The organism is Yinghuangia sp. YIM S09857 (assembly GCF_051388915.1).
GTDB lineage: Bacteria > Actinomycetota > Actinomycetes > Streptomycetales > Streptomycetaceae > Yinghuangia.
The window spans coordinates 31,031-48,956 of sequence record NZ_JBPKBH010000024.1 but is presented as its reverse complement, the minus strand read 5'-3'; the positions used below and the strand labels follow the sequence as shown (position 1 = coordinate 48,956).

16 protein-coding genes are annotated in these 17,926 nt (G+C 72.5%); 6 read left to right on the top strand and 10 right to left on the bottom strand.

The window, feature by feature from the left end; genetic code table 11:
• The first annotated feature begins 718 nt into the window (after window positions 1-718).
• The gene (locus ACRX5S_RS34930) at window positions 719-2,434 is read left to right on the top strand and encodes a hypothetical protein (RefSeq protein ID WP_436777233.1); all 1,716 of its coding nucleotides are present in this window, start codon (window positions 719-721) and stop codon (window positions 2,432-2,434) included.
• A gap of 42 nt (window positions 2,435-2,476) precedes the next feature.
• Here the strand turns inward: ACRX5S_RS34930 and ACRX5S_RS34925 are convergent, their stop codons facing one another.
• A complete protein-coding gene (locus ACRX5S_RS34925) occupies window positions 2,477-2,995 on the bottom strand; it encodes an ATP-binding protein (protein WP_436777232.1) in 519 nt (172 codons plus the stop codon).
• 809 nt (window positions 2,996-3,804) lie between these two features.
• On the opposite strand from ACRX5S_RS34925, the gene ACRX5S_RS34920 reads away from it, so the two are divergent.
• Window positions 3,805-4,212, top strand: a complete 408-nt coding sequence (locus ACRX5S_RS34920) for an ATP-binding protein (protein WP_436777231.1) — start codon at window positions 3,805-3,807, stop codon at window positions 4,210-4,212.
• A gap of 167 nt (window positions 4,213-4,379) precedes the next feature.
• Here the strand turns inward: ACRX5S_RS34920 and ACRX5S_RS34915 are convergent, their stop codons facing one another.
• Window positions 4,380-5,348: an HpcH/HpaI aldolase/citrate lyase family protein gene (locus ACRX5S_RS34915; protein ID WP_436777230.1), complete on the bottom strand. Its 969-nt coding sequence runs from the start codon at window positions 5,346-5,348 to the stop codon at window positions 4,380-4,382.
• Between the two features lie 243 nt (window positions 5,349-5,591).
• Here ACRX5S_RS34915 and ACRX5S_RS34910 point away from each other — a divergent pair, with 243 nt between their 5' ends.
• Window positions 5,592-6,209 (top strand): hypothetical protein, encoded by a 618-nt coding sequence (locus ACRX5S_RS34910; RefSeq protein WP_436777229.1) that lies wholly within the window; start codon window positions 5,592-5,594, stop codon window positions 6,207-6,209.
• Between the two features lie 175 nt (window positions 6,210-6,384).
• Here the strand turns inward: ACRX5S_RS34910 and ACRX5S_RS34905 are convergent, their stop codons facing one another.
• The 3 genes from ACRX5S_RS34905 to ACRX5S_RS34895 all read right to left on the bottom strand — a co-directional run bounded on the left by ACRX5S_RS34905 (window position 6,385) and on the right by ACRX5S_RS34895 (window position 9,013).
• Window positions 6,385-6,891: a hypothetical protein gene (locus tag ACRX5S_RS34905; protein WP_436777228.1), complete on the bottom strand. Its 507-nt coding sequence runs from the start codon at window positions 6,889-6,891 to the stop codon at window positions 6,385-6,387.
• A gap of 278 nt (window positions 6,892-7,169) precedes the next feature.
• Complete coding sequence (locus ACRX5S_RS34900; protein WP_436777227.1) at window positions 7,170-8,033, bottom strand: hypothetical protein; 864 nt, start codon at window positions 8,031-8,033, stop codon at window positions 7,170-7,172.
• Window positions 8,034-8,176: 143 nt separating this feature from the next.
• Entirely contained in the window at window positions 8,177-9,013 is an 837-nt protein-coding gene (locus ACRX5S_RS34895) for a hypothetical protein (RefSeq protein WP_436777226.1), read from the bottom strand.
• A 340-nt stretch (window positions 9,014-9,353) separates the two neighbouring features.
• On the opposite strand from ACRX5S_RS34895, the gene ACRX5S_RS34890 reads away from it, so the two are divergent.
• Genes ACRX5S_RS34890 through ACRX5S_RS34880 form a run of 3 tightly spaced genes read left to right on the top strand, consistent with a single transcriptional unit; the run spans window position 9,354 to window position 12,562 of the window.
• The gene (locus ACRX5S_RS34890; protein WP_436777225.1) at window positions 9,354-10,658 is read left to right on the top strand and encodes a magnesium transporter MgtE N-terminal domain-containing protein; all 1,305 of its coding nucleotides are present in this window, start codon (window positions 9,354-9,356) and stop codon (window positions 10,656-10,658) included.
• Window positions 10,648-11,382, top strand: a complete 735-nt coding sequence (locus ACRX5S_RS34885) for a DUF1003 domain-containing protein (RefSeq protein ID WP_436777224.1) — start codon at window positions 10,648-10,650, stop codon at window positions 11,380-11,382. The genes ACRX5S_RS34890 and ACRX5S_RS34885 overlap by 11 nt, the downstream gene beginning before the upstream one ends.
• A gap of 10 nt (window positions 11,383-11,392) precedes the next feature.
• Window positions 11,393-12,562, top strand: a complete 1,170-nt coding sequence (locus tag ACRX5S_RS34880; RefSeq protein ID WP_436777223.1) for an Mrp/NBP35 family ATP-binding protein — start codon at window positions 11,393-11,395, stop codon at window positions 12,560-12,562.
• Window positions 12,563-12,736: 174 nt separating this feature from the next.
• On the opposite strand, the gene ACRX5S_RS34875 is transcribed toward ACRX5S_RS34880, so the two are convergent.
• From ACRX5S_RS34875 to sigE, 5 genes are all read right to left on the bottom strand, one after another.
• Window positions 12,737-13,408, bottom strand: a complete 672-nt coding sequence (locus ACRX5S_RS34875; RefSeq protein WP_436777222.1) for a hypothetical protein — start codon at window positions 13,406-13,408, stop codon at window positions 12,737-12,739.
• Between the two features lie 262 nt (window positions 13,409-13,670).
• Entirely contained in the window at window positions 13,671-14,099 is a 429-nt protein-coding gene (locus tag ACRX5S_RS34870; RefSeq protein WP_436777221.1) for a sec-independent translocase, read from the bottom strand.
• A 222-nt stretch (window positions 14,100-14,321) separates the two neighbouring features.
• Entirely contained in the window at window positions 14,322-16,046 is a 1,725-nt protein-coding gene (locus ACRX5S_RS34865) for a trypsin-like peptidase domain-containing protein (RefSeq protein ID WP_436777220.1), read from the bottom strand.
• 237 nt (window positions 16,047-16,283) lie between these two features.
• Window positions 16,284-16,946: a zf-HC2 domain-containing protein gene (locus ACRX5S_RS34860; RefSeq protein WP_436777219.1), complete on the bottom strand. Its 663-nt coding sequence runs from the start codon at window positions 16,944-16,946 to the stop codon at window positions 16,284-16,286.
• Between the two features lie 60 nt (window positions 16,947-17,006).
• Window positions 17,007-17,702, bottom strand: a complete 696-nt coding sequence (gene sigE / locus ACRX5S_RS34855; protein ID WP_436777218.1) for an RNA polymerase sigma factor SigE — start codon at window positions 17,700-17,702, stop codon at window positions 17,007-17,009.
• Window positions 17,703-17,926 lie beyond the last annotated feature (224 nt).

Sequence of the window (17,926 nt, the reverse complement as noted above, 5' to 3'; positions counted from 1 at the left end):
GTGCGCGCCTCGGCCGGGGCGAACGGCCGTGGTGGGTCCGCCGCGGCGGGAGTGCACCCGGGGCGACGCCGCGACCGGCGCCGGCGGTGTCGTCGACCGCGCGGGTGTCGCCGGTGGGCATCGGGTGGCACTCCCTTCTCTGCTGCTCGGCTCTCCTTCTTCGTCCGCCGACTTCCCGGCGTGTTTCTCCGTTTCGTCCACCGGGTGTCCCCGCTCGGGCGCGGCCGGAAGGCCGGCGCGGGGCGCGTGGAACGGATGCGGCCGGCGAGGCGGATGAACGGTGCGCGTGCTCCGGATTGTCGCCGGGCGCCGCGGCGAGATCCCTCCATGAGTGAATCCGCGCTTCCACATGAATGTCAACCCTGGATATCGCGCGTAATTGCGGGCCCGGGAATCCGCGTATTGTCGGCGGACAAAAAGCCGGCGGCGCTGACACGTGTCGTAAAGATCAACATGTCATCGGACATTGACTTCCCATTGCATAATCGGCTATAAAAGCATCGCACCCTCGCGGCCCGCGGTATGTCCGCACGGGCCGGATCGGCGAGTCCTCGTCCGGGCGTCCGGACCCGATCGGACGTCGCACACGAAAAGCCTCGTACCCGCCCGACGCTGGTGACACGTGATACCAAGATCTCTTGTCATCGGGCATTGACAACGCTCCGGAATTCCGCATGGATACGGTGGCCGATTCTTCTTATCGCCCCCGAGGAGCGCAGTGTCCGCGTCGTTCTCACGGCCAAGGCCGCACAGGGCTCGACTGACGTCCGCCGCGACCGCCGGAGTACTGGCGGCGGCGACCGGGGCGGGCCTGGTGCTCGCCGTCGCGCCCGCCGTCGCGGTCCCCGTCCCCTATACGGCGAAATGCGTCGACCAGACCGCCCCGGAGAAGGCCGTCCCGGACGCCCTCGTCGACGTCGACATCCAGGTGAGCCCGGCCAAGCCCGCGTACCGCGTCGGGGACGAGGTCACGGTGACGTGGGTGTGGAAGACGTACCCGAAGGTCCCGGCGGACGCCGCACCGAACGCGACGGCGTCGCCGGAGGCCGCCGATCCGCCGGACGCACCGGCCGCCGCGCCGGGCGTGGTGCCGGCCGACTCGACGCTGCCCAAGGGACAGATCGTGGTCGGCGGCGCACAGGGCGGGTCGGTCGCGGTGGCGGGGGAACGCAAGAACCCCGAGGCCCCGGCGGGCACCGAGCTCAGGCTCACCGACATGACCGGGAAGCTGAGGTTGACCGCGGCCGGGCAAGTGAGCCTCGCGCCGGGCGACTTCGCGCGGTTCACCGCGAACGGCGCGGCGGAGGCCGAGACCCGGTGCACCCCGGTGTCGCCGACGGCCGTGTCCACCATGCTGACCGTCGAAGGGGACGCGGCGCCCCCCACCGCCGCCGACACGCCCGCCGCTCCGGCCGATCCGACGCTGGCGGCCGACCGCGCCGCGGTCGCGCCGGGCGGGCTGGTCGCCCTCAACGGCACCGCCTGGCCCGCCGGGGCGCCCGAGGTCTCGCTGTGCGCGGCGGACGGCGGCCGGTGCGACACGGCCGGAGTCGCCGCGAACACGGTCGCGGTCGCGGACGGCCGCCTCACCGGCACCGCGACGCTCAACCCCGCGGCAGCGCCCGGGAATTACACCCTCAAGGTCGCGATCGGCCCCGCCCACAAGGCGGTGCCGGTGGCCGTCACCGCGGTGCCGCAGACCCTTACCGCGACACCCGCCTCCGGCCCCGTCGGAACCGTCGTCAAACTGGTCGGCTCCGGCTTCACCCCGGGCGGGACCGTCGTCGTCCGGGCCGCGGCCGCGGACGGCACCGAACTGGGCGGCGGCGTGGAGGCGCCGGTCGGCCCGGACGGCACGTTCAGCGCCGACCTCCCGGTCGCCGACCCGGCGACGGCGATGATCCGGGCGCACGAGTCCGGCTCCGCCGCCACGGCGTCCGCGACCTTCACGGTCACGCCCGCGCCGGGCCAGATACCGGCCGAGGAGGCGCCCGCACCCGGGACGCTGTCGATGACCCAGGCCGGAACCGCCGTCGACTTCGGCGGCGCGACTCTCGACGGCACCGCCAAGACCCTCGACGCGGCGCTCAACCGGATCACCGTGACCGACTCGCGGGACGGCGCCCTGGGCTGGTCGCTGACCGGCACCATGACCGACCTCGCGCACACCGGCGGATCGGGCGCCATCCCGGCGGGCAACGTCGCCTGGACGCCCAACTGTGCGGCGCTGCCGGGGAGTTCGAGTGAGGTGGTGTCCGGTGTCGCCGGGCCGCTGAGCAGCACGGCGGCCGCCTCGCTGTGCACGCAGGCGCCGGGCACCCCGGGCGCGGAGTCGGGCGGGACGTTCACCGCGGACGCCGGACTCACGCTCACCACGCCGGAGTTCGCCGCCGCCGGCACGTACTCCGGAACCCTCACGCTCACCCTGGTCTGATCCCCTGACGGCAGGCGTCCCCCGCATGACCCGCGCCCACCGTCACCCCTCGGAGCCCGGCCCCGCGTCCCCACCGCGGCGGCCGGGCTCCGCCAGTTCCGCCCACACCGTCTTGCCGCGCCCGCCGCGCCCCGTGCGCGCGGAGTGCACCGAGACGCCCCACGCGCGGGCCAGCCTGCGGACGATGTGCAGCCCGTGCCCGCCGGCCCGCGGCCCCTCGAACGGGCTGCGGGGCTCCGGAACGCGGTCGCTGCGGTCGTCGACCTCGACGCGGACCACGCCGTCCAGCCGCACGAGGCGCAGCTCCACCGGGCCGCCGCCGTGCAGGCAGGCGTTGGTGACGAGTTCGACGGCGACCAGCAGGATGTCGTCGGCGGCGAGTTCGGTGGCCCGGTCGGAGGCGGGGAGCCAGCCGTACGCCTGCATCGCGGTCCGCAGGAAACTCCGCGACCGCGCCACCGCCCCGGACGCCGCGGTGAACGGCAGCCGCCGCACCTGCCGCCGAGGCCCCCGGTCACGCGCGTCCCCACCACCGGAGGCACGCGACCGCATGGCGCTCATCAAGGGATCCACTTCGCTGGGGGTGCTGCGCAGGGGGATAGTGCCCGTTCCGCGGCGACGGACACCAGTGCGATGGAGCGATCTCCACCACGTCCACGGGGGCGGACGGCGGCGCGGAGCGGCCATCGGATGCGGCCCTGGGTGCACTCCGGTCCGCTGTGCGCGCACGATCCGCCGGAGCGCGGCGCGGCGCGGGGACGCCTTGGGCCACCCCATGATCCACCACCCGGCCACGGCCCCCCACCGGCAAGTGCTGCGGGGCCGCATCCCTCAGAAGCGGCCTCCGCCACCCCGTGATCCACCACCCGTGCACGGCCCTCCGCCGGCAAGTGCTGCTGCGCGCCGCATCCCTCAGAGACCGCCTCCGCCACCCCGTGGCCCACCACCCGGGCACGGCCCCCACCGGCGAGCACTGCTGCGCGCCGCCTCCTTCAGAGACGGCCTCCGCCACCCTCTGATGCACCCTCCGACCCGGGCCCGCGGTACACGCCCGGCCCGCGGAAACGCTGTGCGGCGCGGAGCGTCCCCCTGCCGCGTCGCCCCCCGCAATACCCCCGTGTGGGCCGCCGAATCGGCCCTCGGTTCTACCCGCGCAGAACCGATGCCGCAGGTCAGCGGGCGGAGGCCGGTCGCGCGAACGCATTGCGGCATGATCTCCGCGCGCGCCATGCTAGATGGCCCGGACCCACCGGACCCACCGGAGCGCCGCGGCACCGGCTGGGGTGTACTTCCGCACGCCCGAAAACCCCCCGGCGGGACGGTCCCGCCCGACCTCCGACCGCCCGTTTGCCCGTCGTGCGAGGACCTTCATGACTGTCGACCAGCGGGCCCGGCACCGCACGGCCCGCCTCAGTGCGGCCCCCGCGGCCGTTCCGCAGGCGCGCAGGCTCCTCACCGAGGCGCTTGCGGACTGGGGCGTGTGTCCGGGCACGGACCTGGCCTACGATCTGCGCCTGATCGTGTCCGAACTGGCCGCCAACTCGGTGCGCAACGCCGACCGGCTCTCGCCCGTGTTCACCCTCACGATGGTGCTCGGCGACGGCCACATCGGAGTCGGCGTACACGACGCCGACCCGCGGCCCCCGGCCCGCCCCGGCGACGGCCTCGGCGTGGTGCATGAGGTCATCACCGAGGCGCACGGCATCACCGAGGTGCAGTCGACCGAGGACGGCGGCAAGACGATGTGGGTGGTCCTCCCGCTGGACGACCGCGGCTGACCCGCGCGCGGTCCGGCACCGTGCCGCCCCGCCGACGCCGCGAGGCTCCGCCCGCCCGCACGCGGCAGGCGGCCGAAGCCTCGTCGGGACCGCACCGCCGCGTTCGCTCTTCGCGGCGATCGGCTTTCTGTGGTGCTCAGCCTGGACGGACGTCCGCCCGTCGGCCCTCAGCTCTGCGGCGGCTCGAACTTGCTCGTCCGGGTCATCCCGGCCGCCCGGCCCTTCGCCGAGATCACCAGCGCCATCTTGCGCGACGCCTCGTCGATCATCTCGTCGCCGAGCATCGCCGCGCCCTTGGCCCCGCCGGCCTCCGACGTGCACCACTCGTACGCGTCCAGGATCAGCTCGGCGTGGTCGTAGTCCGCCTGCGACGGCGCGTACACCTCGTTGGCCGCGTCGATCTGGCCCGGGTGCAGCACCCACTTGCCGTCGTACCCGAGCGCCGCCGAGCGTCCCGCCACGCGGCGGAAGCCGTCCGTGTCCTTGATCTGGAGGTACGGGCCGTCGATCGCCTGGAGGTCGTGCATGCGCGCGGCCATCAGGATCCGCATCAGGATGTAGTGGTACGCGTCGCCCGTGTCGTACCCGGGCGGCTGCTCGCCGACCACCAGCGACTTCATGTTGATCGACGCCATGAAGTCGGCCGGGCCGAAGATGATCGTCTCGATGCGCGACGACGCGGCGGCGATCTCGTCGACGTTCACCAGGCCGCGGGCGTTCTCGATCTGCGCCTCGATGCCGATCCGGCCGACCTCCAGGCCGACCGTCTTCTCGATCTGGGTCAGCAGCATGTCGAGGGCCTTGACCTGCGAGGCGTCCTGCACCTTCGGCAGCATGATGCAGTCGAGGTTCGCGCCGGCGCCTTCGACGACGGTGACCACGTCGCGGTACGTCCAGTGGGTCGTCCAGTCGTTGACCCGCACGACGCGGATCCGGTCTCCCCAGTCGCCGTTGTTGAGCGCGTCCACGATGGTGTGGCGGGCGCCCTCCTTGGCGAGGGGTGCGCAGGCGTCCTCCAGGTCCAGGAACACCTGGTCCACCGGCAGGCCCTGGGCCTTCTCGATGAAGCGCGGGTTGCTGCCCGGAACTGCCATACAGGAACGGCGGGAACGCAGGCTACGCGATGTGGCGGCCATTGATGGTCCTCCCATTGCATGCGGATCGTGCGGTCAGGTTACTGGCAGGTCACCTGAGGGGCCATGCGGGGTGCGGCTGGTTTGGCGCGGGGCGGCCCGTCTCGCGGGGGCACCGCGTCCTGCATGCCGAACGCCGCGTCTCCCACGGCGCGCCCCACCATCCTGGCGACCGCCGCGCCCCCACGGGAGCCCGGCACTTCCGGCTCGCCTACCCCACGTCCGCCATATGGGACCCTGACGTCCATGAGTGAGCCCGGGACCCCCTCGCCACCCTCGTCCTCTTCGCCGTCCTCGCAGTCGGCGACGCCGCCCGGGACACCCCCCGCCTCCCCCGCGGCGTCCTCATCGGCCCCCTTCGACACCGCACTGCTCGAAGAGGCGGCGAAAAAGTCCGGCCTCCTGTGGATCGCCCCCGCCGCACACCCCGCCCGTCCGGTGTGGCACACCTGGCACGACGGCGCGGTGCACATCCTCCAGGCCCGTACCGCCGAGGCCGTCGAGCAACATGTTCCCGGCCTCGCCGATGCGGCCACCGCCGAGGCCACTCTCCGCAGCAAGGACAAGGGCGGACGCCTGCTCACCTGGACCGCCGACGTCACCGTCCTCACCCCCGACACCCCCGCCTGGCCCGACGCGGCCGCCGCCCTGCACGCCGACCGCCTCAACGCTCCCGACGGCGAACAGCAACCCACCCGCTGGGCCCAGGACTGCGTCATCGTCCGCCTCGACACCCCCCGCCGCCTCACCCACGGCCAAGCCCTCCCCGACACCTCCCAGTCCGCTCCACCACCCCCCACCCCGGCAACCACGAGGGGCCCTTCCCCCAAGAACCTCTCCCTGGGCCGCAAACTCCGCCCCTGACCGCGGCCTCGCCGATCACCCCGTACGTTCGTCCGCCGCTCCCCCCGGGCAGGCGCCACCACGAACGCTCAGCCCGACCGCTACTCCAAACTCTCGCGGCCGCGCGCAACCCCCTGGGAACCGACCGACTCAGCCGCAAGGGACCAACCAACCGGCGTGACCACGCCGTACCGTGTCAGCCCTGAAACCAGTTCACTCCGAAACGCAAGGTTCGCCCGTCCACGGTGACGGACTGCTGCTCAGGTAGCAGCGGCTCGCGCAAGGCGGGTACGCGTACGCGGTCCCACTCGACGCCGACCCCGATCTCGTCGTGGTGTTCAAGCATCGCCTCGACCCGCATGTCCACCAGGAGTTCAGGGTCGTCGATGCCGTCGGCGTCGCTGTCCGGCTCCGGTTCGCCTCCGACGTGATCATGATTGTCATCGAACCCCAGTTCCGCGAACCCGGGGATCCGCAGGCGGAGCAAGGGCATCAGATCATGCGTCGCCGCGTGTACGCCCTGCTGGTACACCCGCACGGACAGCTCCTGCCCCGCAGACGGAGTCAACACGAAGCCGCCGCCCGAACAGACGTAGTCCCGAATCGCGACCTCGCACGCCGCCACGGTCGTGTGGACCGCCGCATACGAAGTCACCACACTGCCCGACGTGTTCGAGCCTTCGACCAGAAGAAAACTGTGCATGGCAGAGAGAGTGTCAGGCCCCACTCAGGATGCAGGTGGCGTCGCGGGATATGACCTTCCCCGCCCTGAACGCGCGGCCACCGGTGGCGGCCGCGCGCAGCGCCTCCGCCCGACGCACACCTGTGAACGGGGCCTTCCAACGAATCAGCGGTACGCGCCATCCGCGGAGGGCCGAGCCGAGACCGTGCTCAGCCCAGGGGCCCTACCGGAGCCGGGCGCACTACGCACGCGCACTGCACTCCAATCCGCCGGAGTTCGGGGCAGGGCCATGAGCGCGGTCAGGTCCGGGACGCCGTGGGCGTCTTCGTCGTGGACCTTGTGCTCGGGGAAGTCGGGCGCTTGGTCGGGGATTTGGAGGATCCCGTGGGGGGCGGGGACAGGTCCTTGTCGACGACGAGGTCCGGGTCGGGGGCGGTGATGACGGTGCGTTCGTTGTAGCCGAGGAAGTCGATGGCGCCCTTGGTCCGGGACTCGGGGCCGGCCTCGAAGCGCATCAGGTACGGGGCGCCCTCGGTGGCCACCCAAATGGTGCCGCCGCCCGGTCCGCGGTCGACGAGGGCGATGGCGTCGCGGCCGTTGACCTCGCGCGTCTCGCCCTTTTCGAGGGGGCCGGGCTTGCCGAGGAGTTTGGTGACGAGGCGTTCGACGTACGTGTTCTCGACCAGCCCCGCATACTTCTTGTCGCCGACCGGGACCTGGACGAACTTGCCCCGGTTGGCCGTCTCCGCCGCCGCGCTGCCGACCTCGGACCAGAACCGCGCGTCCCCCTGGAACCACACCTGGTTCTGCACGCGGGTCACCCGCGCCGTGACGCCGTCCTCGACGATCGAGCCGTCGCTGCCGGTGGCCGTGAACCGCATGTCGACGCTGAACGGCGTGCTCGCCCCCGGCTCGGTGACGGTGCCCTTGACGTGCACGAACGCCGCCGCCGCGGTGGCCGCCTGGGCCCGTTGCAGGATCGCCGCGGCGTCGAGGTCGCCGACCTGGTTGCCCAGTGGCAGGCCGACGGACGGCTCGTCGCCGGGGTCGGAGAAGGAACGGTGCGCGGGCTTGCCCACGCTGCATCCGGATGCCAGGACCGCCGCCACGAGCGCAGCCGTCGCAACGAGGCCCGTCCGCGACCGGGCGCTTCGTCGAGTCACCGCCAGTTTCCTTACGTGTCAAGCCGGGTGGAGCCGGATGGAGCCGGGTGCCGGTGCCGGTCCCCGAGGGGCGTGGGCCGGGCCCGGGGTCCCAGTGGGCGTGGGGCCGGGGCCACCGTATCCCGGTGCGGCCCCGGTTCAGGTCACGAAGAGCGCGTACTGGTGGGTTGGCCGCTCGGACTCCTGGTCCCGGTCGGGCTGCCGGACGGCTTCCCCGACGCCCCCGGCGCCGGCGACTGGTGCGCGTCCGTCCCCGGCGCCGGCGGCTGGGCCGGATTGAGCGTCCCGTAGTCCACGACCTGGTTGCCCGGCGGCACCTCGACCGGGAAGTCGGTGTCGTACTCGTAGAAGTCGAGGCGTCCGGCATTCGGGCCGGGGCTGTAGCGCATCGGGTACGGCTTGCCGCCCAGCGACACGTACAGCTCGCCGCCCCGCCCCTTGTTGGCCGCGAGCGCCAGCGTCTCGACGCCGCGCACGTTCTTGCGGCCGTCCTTCTTGACCTTCCCCTCAAGCCGGAACAACTCGTCCAGCAACGGGTGGAGCTGGGTGAATCCGGATAGCCGGGCGAACGCCGGGTCGTCCGGCGGCACCTTCACGAACTTGTCGCGCAGCACCTCCGCCGACGCCGCCGCGTCCGGGTCCTGACGGCCGTCGCGCGGTTGGTAGAGGCTTTCGTCGCCGCGCACGAACAGGTCGACGCCCACCCGCAGCAGTTCGATCCGCGTGCCGGTGCTGACGATCTCGCCGGTCGCGCCGTCCGTCTTGATGCGCATGTCTATCTGGTACTCGACCTGCTGCGTCACCCACGTGCCGGTGATGTGCACCGCGGTCGCGTTCTTGGCGGCCGTACGCGCCTGATCCAGGATCACGTCGGTCGGCTCGCCCGCCAGCCCCGTGGGGTCGTCGGGGCCGGAGCACGCGGTCCCGAACATCCACAGCAGCAGGACCAGGACGACGGGCGCTCGCAATCGTCGGCGCAACGGTTCCCCTCGGGCGGCGTGCGGGTCGTGATGTCAGCACGCAGCGTACAAAGCACCGCCGTGGGCATCACATCCGGCCGGTGCGGGCACAGGCGAAAGGCGGGACCGGCCGGTGTGATCTCCCGAAGATCCGAAAGCACACCCGGCCGGTACTGTTCGGTACGCGGCGGTACGGCGTCGCCCGCACACTGCGGGCCACTCGAAGGGAGGCGGCCATGAGCGAGCGCAGCGAACCGACCGGCACCAGGACGCGCTTCCCGAGCCGCTGCCCAGGCCCGGCGGTCCCCGGCACACACACCCCTCCCGAGCCGGGCACCACCCCCCAAAGCGAGGTGCCCGCATGAGCGGCACCCCCAGCCGCGTCTTCATCTCCCACCTCGCCGGCGCCGCCGTCTTCGACCCCGGCGGCGACCAGGTCGGCCGGATGCGCGACGTCGTGATCGCCCTCCGCACCGGCAACCAGCCCCCGCGCGTCCTCGGCCTCGTGGTCGAGGTCACCACGCGCCGCCGCATCTTCGTCCCGATGACGCGCGTGACGAGCGTCGAGACCGGCGAGGTCATCACCACCGGCCTGGTCAACATGCGGCGCTTCGAGCAGCGCCCGACCGAGACCCTCGTACTCGCGGAGATGCTGGACCGCCGCGTCACCCTCGTGGAGACCGGCGAGCAGGTGACCGTCCTCGACGTCGCGATGAGCGCCGGCCGCGGGCGCGACTGGTACGTCAGCAAGCTCTTCGTGCAGAAGGGCGGCACCGGCTCCGCGCTGCGCCGCCGGCGCGGCGAGACGCTCACCGTCGACTGGAACGCCGTCACCGGCTTCGAGCGCCCCGAGGAACAACAGGGCGCCGCCAACCTGCTCGCCACGTTCGAGCAGCTCCGCGCCGCCGACCTGGCCAACGTGCTGCACAGCCTGTCCCCGAAGCGCCGCGTCGAGGTGGCCGCGGCGCTGGACGACGACCGGCTCGCGGACGTCCTCGAAGAGCTGCCCGAGGACGACCAGGTCGAGATCCTGGGCCAGTTGCGCGAGGAGCGGGCCGCAGACGTCCTGGAGGCCATGGACCCGGACGACGCGGCCGACCTGATCTCCGAGCTGCCCGAGGAGACCGCCGAACGCCTGCTCGACCTCATGGAGCCGGACGAGGCCGACGACGTGCGCCGCCTCCTCACCTACTCCGACGACACCGCCGGCGGCATGATGACCACCGAGCCGATCGTCCTGGAGCCGGACGCCACCATCGCCGAGGCCCTGGCCCTGGTCCGCAACCCCGACCTCTCCCCCGCGCTGGCCAGTCAGGTGTATGTCTGCCGCCCGCCCACCGAGACCCCCACCGGCAAATACCTCGGCACCGTGCACTTCCAGCGGCTGCTGCGCGACCCCCCGTTCACCCTCGTCGGGGCGGTGGTCGACACCGACCTGCGCCCGCTGCGCCCGGACGCCCCGCTCGCCGACGTGACGAGCTTCCTGGCCGCGTACAACATGGTCGCCGCGCCCGTCGTGGACGAGGACGACCACCTGCTCGGCGCGGTCACCGTGGACGACGTCCTCGACCACCTGCTGCCCGAGGACTGGCGCGAGGGCGCGCTGCACGGCGAGGCGCGCGGGGTCAACCCGGCCGAGGTGAGGAGCCGCCTCAATGGCGCGTGAGACGCAGGGCGCGCTGCCCGACGAGCGCCGGCGCCGGCCCCGCCTGGACCAGCCGACGCTGCCGCAGCGGCGGCTGAACCTGCTGCCGAAGTACGACCCGGAGTCGTTCGGCCGCTTCTCCGAACGCATCGCGCGCTTCCTGGGCACCGGGCGGTTCCTGGTCTACATGACCGCGACCGTGTTCGTGTGGGTGGCCTGGAACGTCGCGGTGCCCGAGGACCTGCGCTTCGACGAGTTCCCGTTCATCTTCCTCACCCTGGCCCTGTCGCTCCAGGCGTCGTACGCCGCCCCGCTCATCCTGCTCGCGCAGAACCGGCAGGACGACCGCGACCGCGTCAACCTGGAGCAGGACCGGGCACGCAACGAGCGCAACATCGCCGACACCGAGTACCTGACGCGCGAGGTCGCGGCCCTGCGCATCGCCCTCGGCGAGGTGGCGACGCGCGACTTCCTGCGGTCCGAGCTCCAGTCGTTGATGAAGGAGCTGGACGATCGCCGCGAGGCCGGACAGTGGCTCGCGTCACACCCGGAATCGACCGACAACGGCCGCGAGGGGGGCGACAGTTCCGGCGGATCGGGCGGTCGGGACCGCGGTCGCGAAGGCGGGCGCGACATTTCGGGCGATCCCGGCCGTGACCCGAAGCCCGACAGCGGCCGCGACAACGGTCGGGAGGGCGGGCGAGGTAGGCCACCTGGGCGCGGTGGAACCCCTTCGGGGACGTAAGCTCACTCGTATGGCAACCCTGGAATCTGGCGAGACCCGTACTTCTGTCCCGGAAGACGCCGTACGGGACGCGCTGGCGACCGTCGACGACCCCGAGATCCACAAGCCGATCACCGAGCTCGGCATGGTCAAGTCCGTCGACATCGCCGCCGACGGGCGCGTCAAAGTGGCGGTCTACCTGACCGTGGCCGGCTGTCCGATGCGGGACACCATCACCTCGCGGGTGAGCGAGGCCGTCGGCAAGGTCGCGGGCGTCACCGCGGTCGAGGTCGAGCTCGACGTGATGAGCGACGAGCAGCGCAAGGAGCTGGCCTCGCACCTGCGCGGCGGCCAGGCCGAGCGCGAGGTGCCGTTCGCGAAACCCGGCTCGCTGACCCGGGTGTACGCGGTGGCCTCGGGCAAGGGCGGCGTCGGCAAGTCGTCCGTGACCGTGAACCTGGCCGCCGCGATGGCCGCGCAGGGCCTCAAGGTCGGCGTCGTCGACGCGGACATCTACGGCCACTCGGTGCCGCGCATGCTCGGCGCGGAGGGGCGCCCGACGCAGGTCGAGAACATGATCATGCCGCCCGAGGCGCGCGGCGTGAAGGTGATCTCGATCGGGATGTTCATCGCGGGCAACGCACCCGTGGTGTGGCGCGGACCGATGCTGCACCGCGCGCTCCAGCAGTTCCTGGCCGACGTCTACTGGGGCGACCTGGACGTCCTGCTCATGGACCTGCCGCCGGGCACCGGCGACATCGCGATCTCGGTCGCGCAGTTGGTGCCGAACGCGGAGATCCTGGTCGTCACCACCCCGCAGCAGGCGGCCGCCGAGGTGGCCGAGCGGGCCGGGACGATCGCGGTCGAGACGCGGCAGACCATCGCGGGTGTGATCGAGAACATGTCGGGCCTGCCGTGCCCGCACTGCGACGACCACATCCTCGACGTCTTCGGCAGCGGCGGCGGCCGGCGCGTGGCGGACGGCCTGTCGCAGGCGACCGGCACCAAGGTTCCGCTGCTCGGGCAGATCCCGATCGACACCCGGCTGCGCGAGGGCGGCGACACCGGTGCGCCGGTCGTGGTCGACACCCCCGACTCGGCCGCCGCGGTCGCACTGCGCGGCATCGCGGACAAGCTCGTCAACCGTCAGCGCGGGCTCTCCGGCATGCAGCTCGGACTGACCCCGAAGCGGAAGTTCTGACCCTCGGAGCCCTACGGCCCGAGAGCGTACAGTCCGGTAGTCCGGTAGTCCGGTAGTCCGGTAGTCCGGTAGTCCGGTAGTCCGGTAGTCCGGTAGTCCGGTAGTCCGGTAGTCCGGCAAGAGAACCAAACCGCACGGCACCAGGGGGCGCCCCCAAAGGCGCCCCCTGCGTCCTCAGGCCTCGTACGCCTTCAGCTCCGGCATCAACGCGAGCCCCAGCCCGTACGCACTGACCCCGCGCCCGTACACCCCCAGGTACACCCCCGCCGCCTGTCCCGCGAGCACCCACCCGTACTCCGACTCGCGGTAGCGGAACCGGTTCGGGACGCCGTTGACCGGCAGCGCGAGCCCCGTCCAGCCGTCGCCCTCCAGGTTGTCGGCCAGCTCCCAGGCCAGGTGGGTCTGCTGGTCCATCCACTCCTGCCGCAGCTCGCGGTCGAGGTCCCAGGGCCAACTGTCGGCCAGCAGCGCGACCCCCGCGACGGACGCCGCACTGGCCATCGACGTGGCCTCAAGCAGACCCGCGCCGTCGCCGCTCGGGCGGCGTTCGCGCTGCGGGACGGTGACGACCGAGACGAACCGCCGCGGGCTCGGGTCGCCGGGCCGGCGGCTCGGGGCGTCGCCGTGGCCGAGGGTGCCGTACTCCAGCCCCTCGCGGCCCTGACAGACCGACGCGAGCCAGCGCCGCCCGTCCCAGCCCTCGTCGAGGCCGTACCACGGGAAGTCGGCGACAAGGTACTGGTCGTGCAGCGAAGGCCCCGTCTCCCCCTCGGCCGTGTCTTCCCCCGCGTGGTCCGCCCCCGACTGGTCGCCCAGCGCTCGGTCGGGTGCGCCTGCGTGGCTCATCGTGTCCATGCTTCGCCTTGTCTGCTCGCGACGCCCTGAGGCGCGCCGTCACCGGTCCCGCTCTGGCACGGTACGGCCTGTGCCCCGCCACAGGTGCGGCAATCGCGCACGACCCGCCGTTCCGGGGGTCCTGTGGGCGTTCTGCGGCCGTACGGGCCTCGGTGCGGTGACCACAAACCTTCACCGGTCCTCGGCGAACCTTTGGGCCACCGCACCAGCGGAGGTAGAGAAAGGAGAAAAGTAACGGCCCGCGGGCGGCGCCTCAGGTCGCGTCGGCGTCGTACGGCGGGCGCTCACCCGGCTGCACGCGCGTGCCGTTCTTCTTCTCCAGCATCGGGTGCGCGGCCGGGCCCGGGGCGCTCGGCACGCCGTTGGCGGCGTCCTCGTCGAAGCGCAGTTGCCGGGTCAGGTCCTCGCGCAGGTCGCCGAACTCCTTGAGGCCGAGCTCGTCGTCGTCGCCCATCAGGTGCTTGCGGGCGAACGTCTTCGGGTTGAGGTCCTCGAACTTGATGTTCTCGAACTCCGGACCGAGCTCTTTCTTCAGGTCCGAGCGCGCGTTGGTGGAGAACTCGCGGAACTTGCGTATCGTCCGGGCCGCCTCGCCGACCATCTTGGGCAGCTTGTCAGGCCCGAAGACGACGATCGCGATGATGATGAGCGCGACCATCTCCAGAGGACCGACGTCGAACACCTGGACTCCACGAGCTGCGCGGCAAGAGCCGATCGGCCGACCGGACCCCGACAACAGTAACCGCCGGGGCCGGGAAGCGGCACTGCCCCCGAGGAAGTGCCGGGCGATATGTACCTTTTGGCAACACTTTGCCCAGCAGATGTGACCGCCCGGCCATGTGCACGACACAACCAGGTCACCCGCGCCGCCCCCGGAGCCACCCACCGACCCCGCCGGACGGGGTCACCCGCTCTCGCCCTCCAGCTTTATCGGCAGGCTGAGTTCCGCGTCCCCGCGTTTGACGGTCAGCGTCACCGTGTCGCCCGGCGCCTTGCTGCGCACCGCGACGATCAACTCGTTCGCCTCGGCGACCCGCTTGCCGTCGATCGCGGTGACGACGTCGCCGGGCTGGAGACCCGCACGGGCGGCGGGCCCGTCGGGGAGCACCGGCGGGCGGCCCTCGAAGTCCTTGTCGGAGATGCGCGCGCCCTCACCCTCGTACTGCATGTCGAGCGTGACACCGATCACCGGGTGCACGGCCTTGCCGTCGTCGATGAGCTGCTGGGCCACCCGCTTGGCCTGGTTGATCGGGATCGCGAAGCCGAGCCCGATGCTGCCGGCCGCGCCTTCGCCGCCGAACGGGTCGCTCTCCTCGCCCGCGGACCGGATCGCCGAGTTGACGCCGATCACCCGCCCCGACGCGTCGATCAGCGGGCCACCGGAATTGCCCGGATTGATCGGGGCATCCGTCTGCAACGCGCTGATGTACGACACGTCCTCGCCCGAACCCCCCGCACTCACCGCGCGGTCCTTCGCGCTGATGATCCCGGACGTCACGGTGCCTTCGAGGTTGTACGGCGCACCGATCGCGATCACCGGATCGCCCACCTGCACCGAGTCCGAGTTGCCCAGTGGCAGCGGCACCAGGCCCTTCACGTTGTGCACCCGGATCACCGCGAGGTCGTAGCCGGTGTCGCGGCCGACGATCGTCGCGTCCGCCTGCTCGCCGCCGTTGAACACGACGCTGATCCGGCCGCCGTTCGCGGCCCCCGACACGACGTGGTTGTTGGTCAGGATGTAGCCGTTGCCGTCCAGCACGAAGCCGGTGCCGGAGGCCTGCTCGCCGCCCCTGGACGCGTGGATGTAGACCACCCCGGGCAGCGTCGTCGCGGCCAGCCCGGCAACCGTGTCGCGCGGGCGCTCCGGACCGGACGAGGTCGGCTGGCGCAGCGTGACGCCCTTCTCGTCGCGGTCCGCGACCCAGACCCCGATCCCGCCGCCGAGCGCCCCGGCCGCAAGGGCGATGCAGGCGAGGCCGACCCCGATGCGCCACGTCCACTTGACCGGCTCGCGCGGCTCCTCGACCGGGAAGGCGTACGCGCCGGGCGGATATCCGGGCGGCATCGCACCGAAGCCGCCGTCGCCGTACGGCAGCCCGCCCGGCCCGCTGTCCGCGTCGTACGTCCACCCGAAACCGTACGGCTGCCCGTACCCCTGCGCCTGCCAGGTCGGACCGCCCTGACCGGCCGCGTGGCCGGGGCCGTAGCCGTGGGCGGCCGCCGGGTGGGCGTACGGCGTACCCGAGTTCGGCGGAAGCGTCGGCTGCCCCGCCGGATGCGGGAACCCCCAGGCGGGCGTGGGCGGGGGTGGAGGCGGCGCCGCGGGAGCGGAATCCACCGGCGCAGGGGCGCCGCCGAACGCCGGAGGCTCATGGGCCGGATCCTGGAACGACTTGTACGGCGGGTGCCCGGGCCCCTCCGCCTCGGCCGCGTCGCCACCGACGGCGTCGCCAGTCGCGTCCGCGCCCCCGGCCCGCCCCGCCGCCCGGGGCTCGGCGCCGTCGGACTCCTCCGCACCCGCGTCCGACTCCCGACCGGCCCGCAACTCGTCGGCGTCCCGGCCAATTCCGGGCACGGGCTGCTCGTCCGCGTCGCCGTGTCCGACGACGTCGCCCGGCTCGTCGCTCATCCAGAACCCTCCGTGGCGGCTCTGCCGCGCCGTTCCTCGTGGGCCGCCGGCGGCGAGCCCGTCACGGGCAAGTCTCCCCAATGCCGCGCCCCGCCGCAGCGCGGGACCCACCGCGACGGCCGCACGCGAACGGCCGCCCAAGGCCACCCGCCGCAGCCGAACGCCCCCGCCCACACGCGAACGAGCGCTCGGCCGTCCGGGCGCTCGTAGGTGTGCGGGCGAGGGGTGTGCGGGACCTCAGTGCCGGTTCGGCGCCGACGCGGCCTGGGTGGTCACCGAGACCGAGAGCGCTCTGCCGGCGGGGGCGGCGAGGGTGGCGGGGACGGCCGTGGTGGCGCCGGTGGGCGCGACGCCGACGGTGCCGGCCTGCTCCACCAGATTGCGTTCCACGATCGGCGCCGCGGGACGCCCGGACGAGCCGCCGGCCGGGCCCTGGGCGATGACCGCGCTGCTCAGCGCCATGGCCATCATCGAGAAGGCACCCGCGGCGGCGAACGTCAGGCGGCGTTTGCCCACCGGGGGTCGCACGCGTGAGGGCGCGGAGTTGGGGCGTCCGGCACGGGGGCCCGTCCCGCCGCGCGGGCGTGCGGCACCCGACCTGCGACTCAGGGGCTGAACCGACCCCCTGACACGGGACGGCGGCGGGATCAACTCGTCCTCACCGCCGGGGGCGGAAGGGCCGCCGAACCCGCCCTCGCCCATGGCGAGCAGACGGGCCATCAGGTCCGCGGACGGTCCCGGTTCGGAGCTGTTCGCCAGCAGCGCCTTGACGCGCCGCTGCTCCTCCGCCTCGACGCGGCACTCGGCGCACTGCGCCAGATGCGCCAGGACCTTCTCCCTGGCGTCATGCCCCAGCTCGCCGTCCACATAGGCCGCGAGCTTGTCCTCGGGGTGGTTCACCGGCCCGCTCCCGCGGCCGGACGTACCGCCCCGACGTTAGAACCAACGATCACGGTGCCCTCATCTCTGCACCGACGCACACCCCGGGATGTCCTCGCGGTCAGCAGAGGTCCGGGGGGCACGGTGCCGCAGCGCCGCCCGGAGCTGGGACCTGCCGCGATGTATGCGGCTTCGGACGGTCCCGAGTTTCACACCGAGCGTGGTGGCGATCTCCTCGTACGACAGGCCCTCGATATCGCAGAGTACGACGGCGGCGCGGAATTCCGGGGCGAGCGCGTCCAGCGCCTGCTGGACATCCGCGTCGAAGTGGGCGTCGTCGTACGTCTGGTCCGGGGACAGCTCGCGTCCGGGAAGCCGCTCGGCGGCGTCGTCGGCGAGGCCCTCGAACCGGATGCGCTGGCGACGACGCACCATGTCGAGGAACAGGTTCGTGGTGATCCGGTGCAACCAGCCCTCGAACGTGCCGGGCGTGTAGCTCGACAGCGAACGAAAGACCCGGACGAACACCTCTTGCGTGATGTCGTCCGCGTCGTGCGGGTTGCCGCTCAGGCGGTAGGCGAGTCGGTACACCCTCGCCGAGTGGGTGCGGACTATGTCCTCCCACGACGGCGGGGTCCACGCGTCGGCTCCTGGACGGGCGGTCGTGCCCGCCACGGAGGCAGTCTGCGCGAAATCCCCCGACGCCGCGGTGGTACCGGCGGGAGCGGGGGCATGGTCGGTGGTTGCGTTTGCGGCTTCGGCCACGTGATTTGGCATCGGCGCGCCAGCGCGAGGAACGGTCTGATCCCCGCGGTGGTCGTCCACTGCCACACCTCCTCTTTCGAGTAGCGCAACCACCATAGACAACCTGCCTGTTAAGCCCGGATAAATGCCTCTGGGCACCGCTCCGGCACCGCGAACCTGCTGTGCAGCTCTTCTGTTTGCCTGTTCCAAAGAGCCCAACGAGCCGACCGCCCGCCGGGTTCCCGGCGGGCGGTCCC

Coding starts and splice junctions, on each gene's coding strand:
- ACRX5S_RS34915 (WP_436777230.1), bottom strand. CDS start 5,348: ATGGCCGCCACATCGCGTAGCCTGCGTTCCCGCCGTTCCTGTATGGCA.
- ACRX5S_RS34910 (WP_436777229.1), top strand. CDS start 5,592: ATGAGTGAGCCCGGGACCCCCTCGCCACCCTCGTCCTCTTCGCCGTCC.
- ACRX5S_RS34880 (WP_436777223.1), top strand. CDS start 11,393: ATGGCAACCCTGGAATCTGGCGAGACCCGTACTTCTGTCCCGGAAGAC.
- sigE (WP_436777218.1), bottom strand. CDS start 17,702: ATGCCAAATCACGTGGCCGAAGCCGCAAACGCAACCACCGACCATGCC.
- ACRX5S_RS34865 (WP_436777220.1), bottom strand. CDS start 16,046: ATGAGCGACGAGCCGGGCGACGTCGTCGGACACGGCGACGCGGACGAG.
- ACRX5S_RS34890 (WP_436777225.1), top strand. CDS start 9,354: ATGAGCGGCACCCCCAGCCGCGTCTTCATCTCCCACCTCGCCGGCGCC.
- ACRX5S_RS34925 (WP_436777232.1), bottom strand. CDS start 2,995: ATGAGCGCCATGCGGTCGCGTGCCTCCGGTGGTGGGGACGCGCGTGAC.
- ACRX5S_RS34885 (WP_436777224.1), top strand. CDS start 10,648: ATGGCGCGTGAGACGCAGGGCGCGCTGCCCGACGAGCGCCGGCGCCGG.
- ACRX5S_RS34905 (WP_436777228.1), bottom strand. CDS start 6,891: ATGCACAGTTTTCTTCTGGTCGAAGGCTCGAACACGTCGGGCAGTGTG.
- ACRX5S_RS34875 (WP_436777222.1), bottom strand. CDS start 13,408: ATGAGCCACGCAGGCGCACCCGACCGAGCGCTGGGCGACCAGTCGGGG.
- ACRX5S_RS34920 (WP_436777231.1), top strand. CDS start 3,805: ATGACTGTCGACCAGCGGGCCCGGCACCGCACGGCCCGCCTCAGTGCG.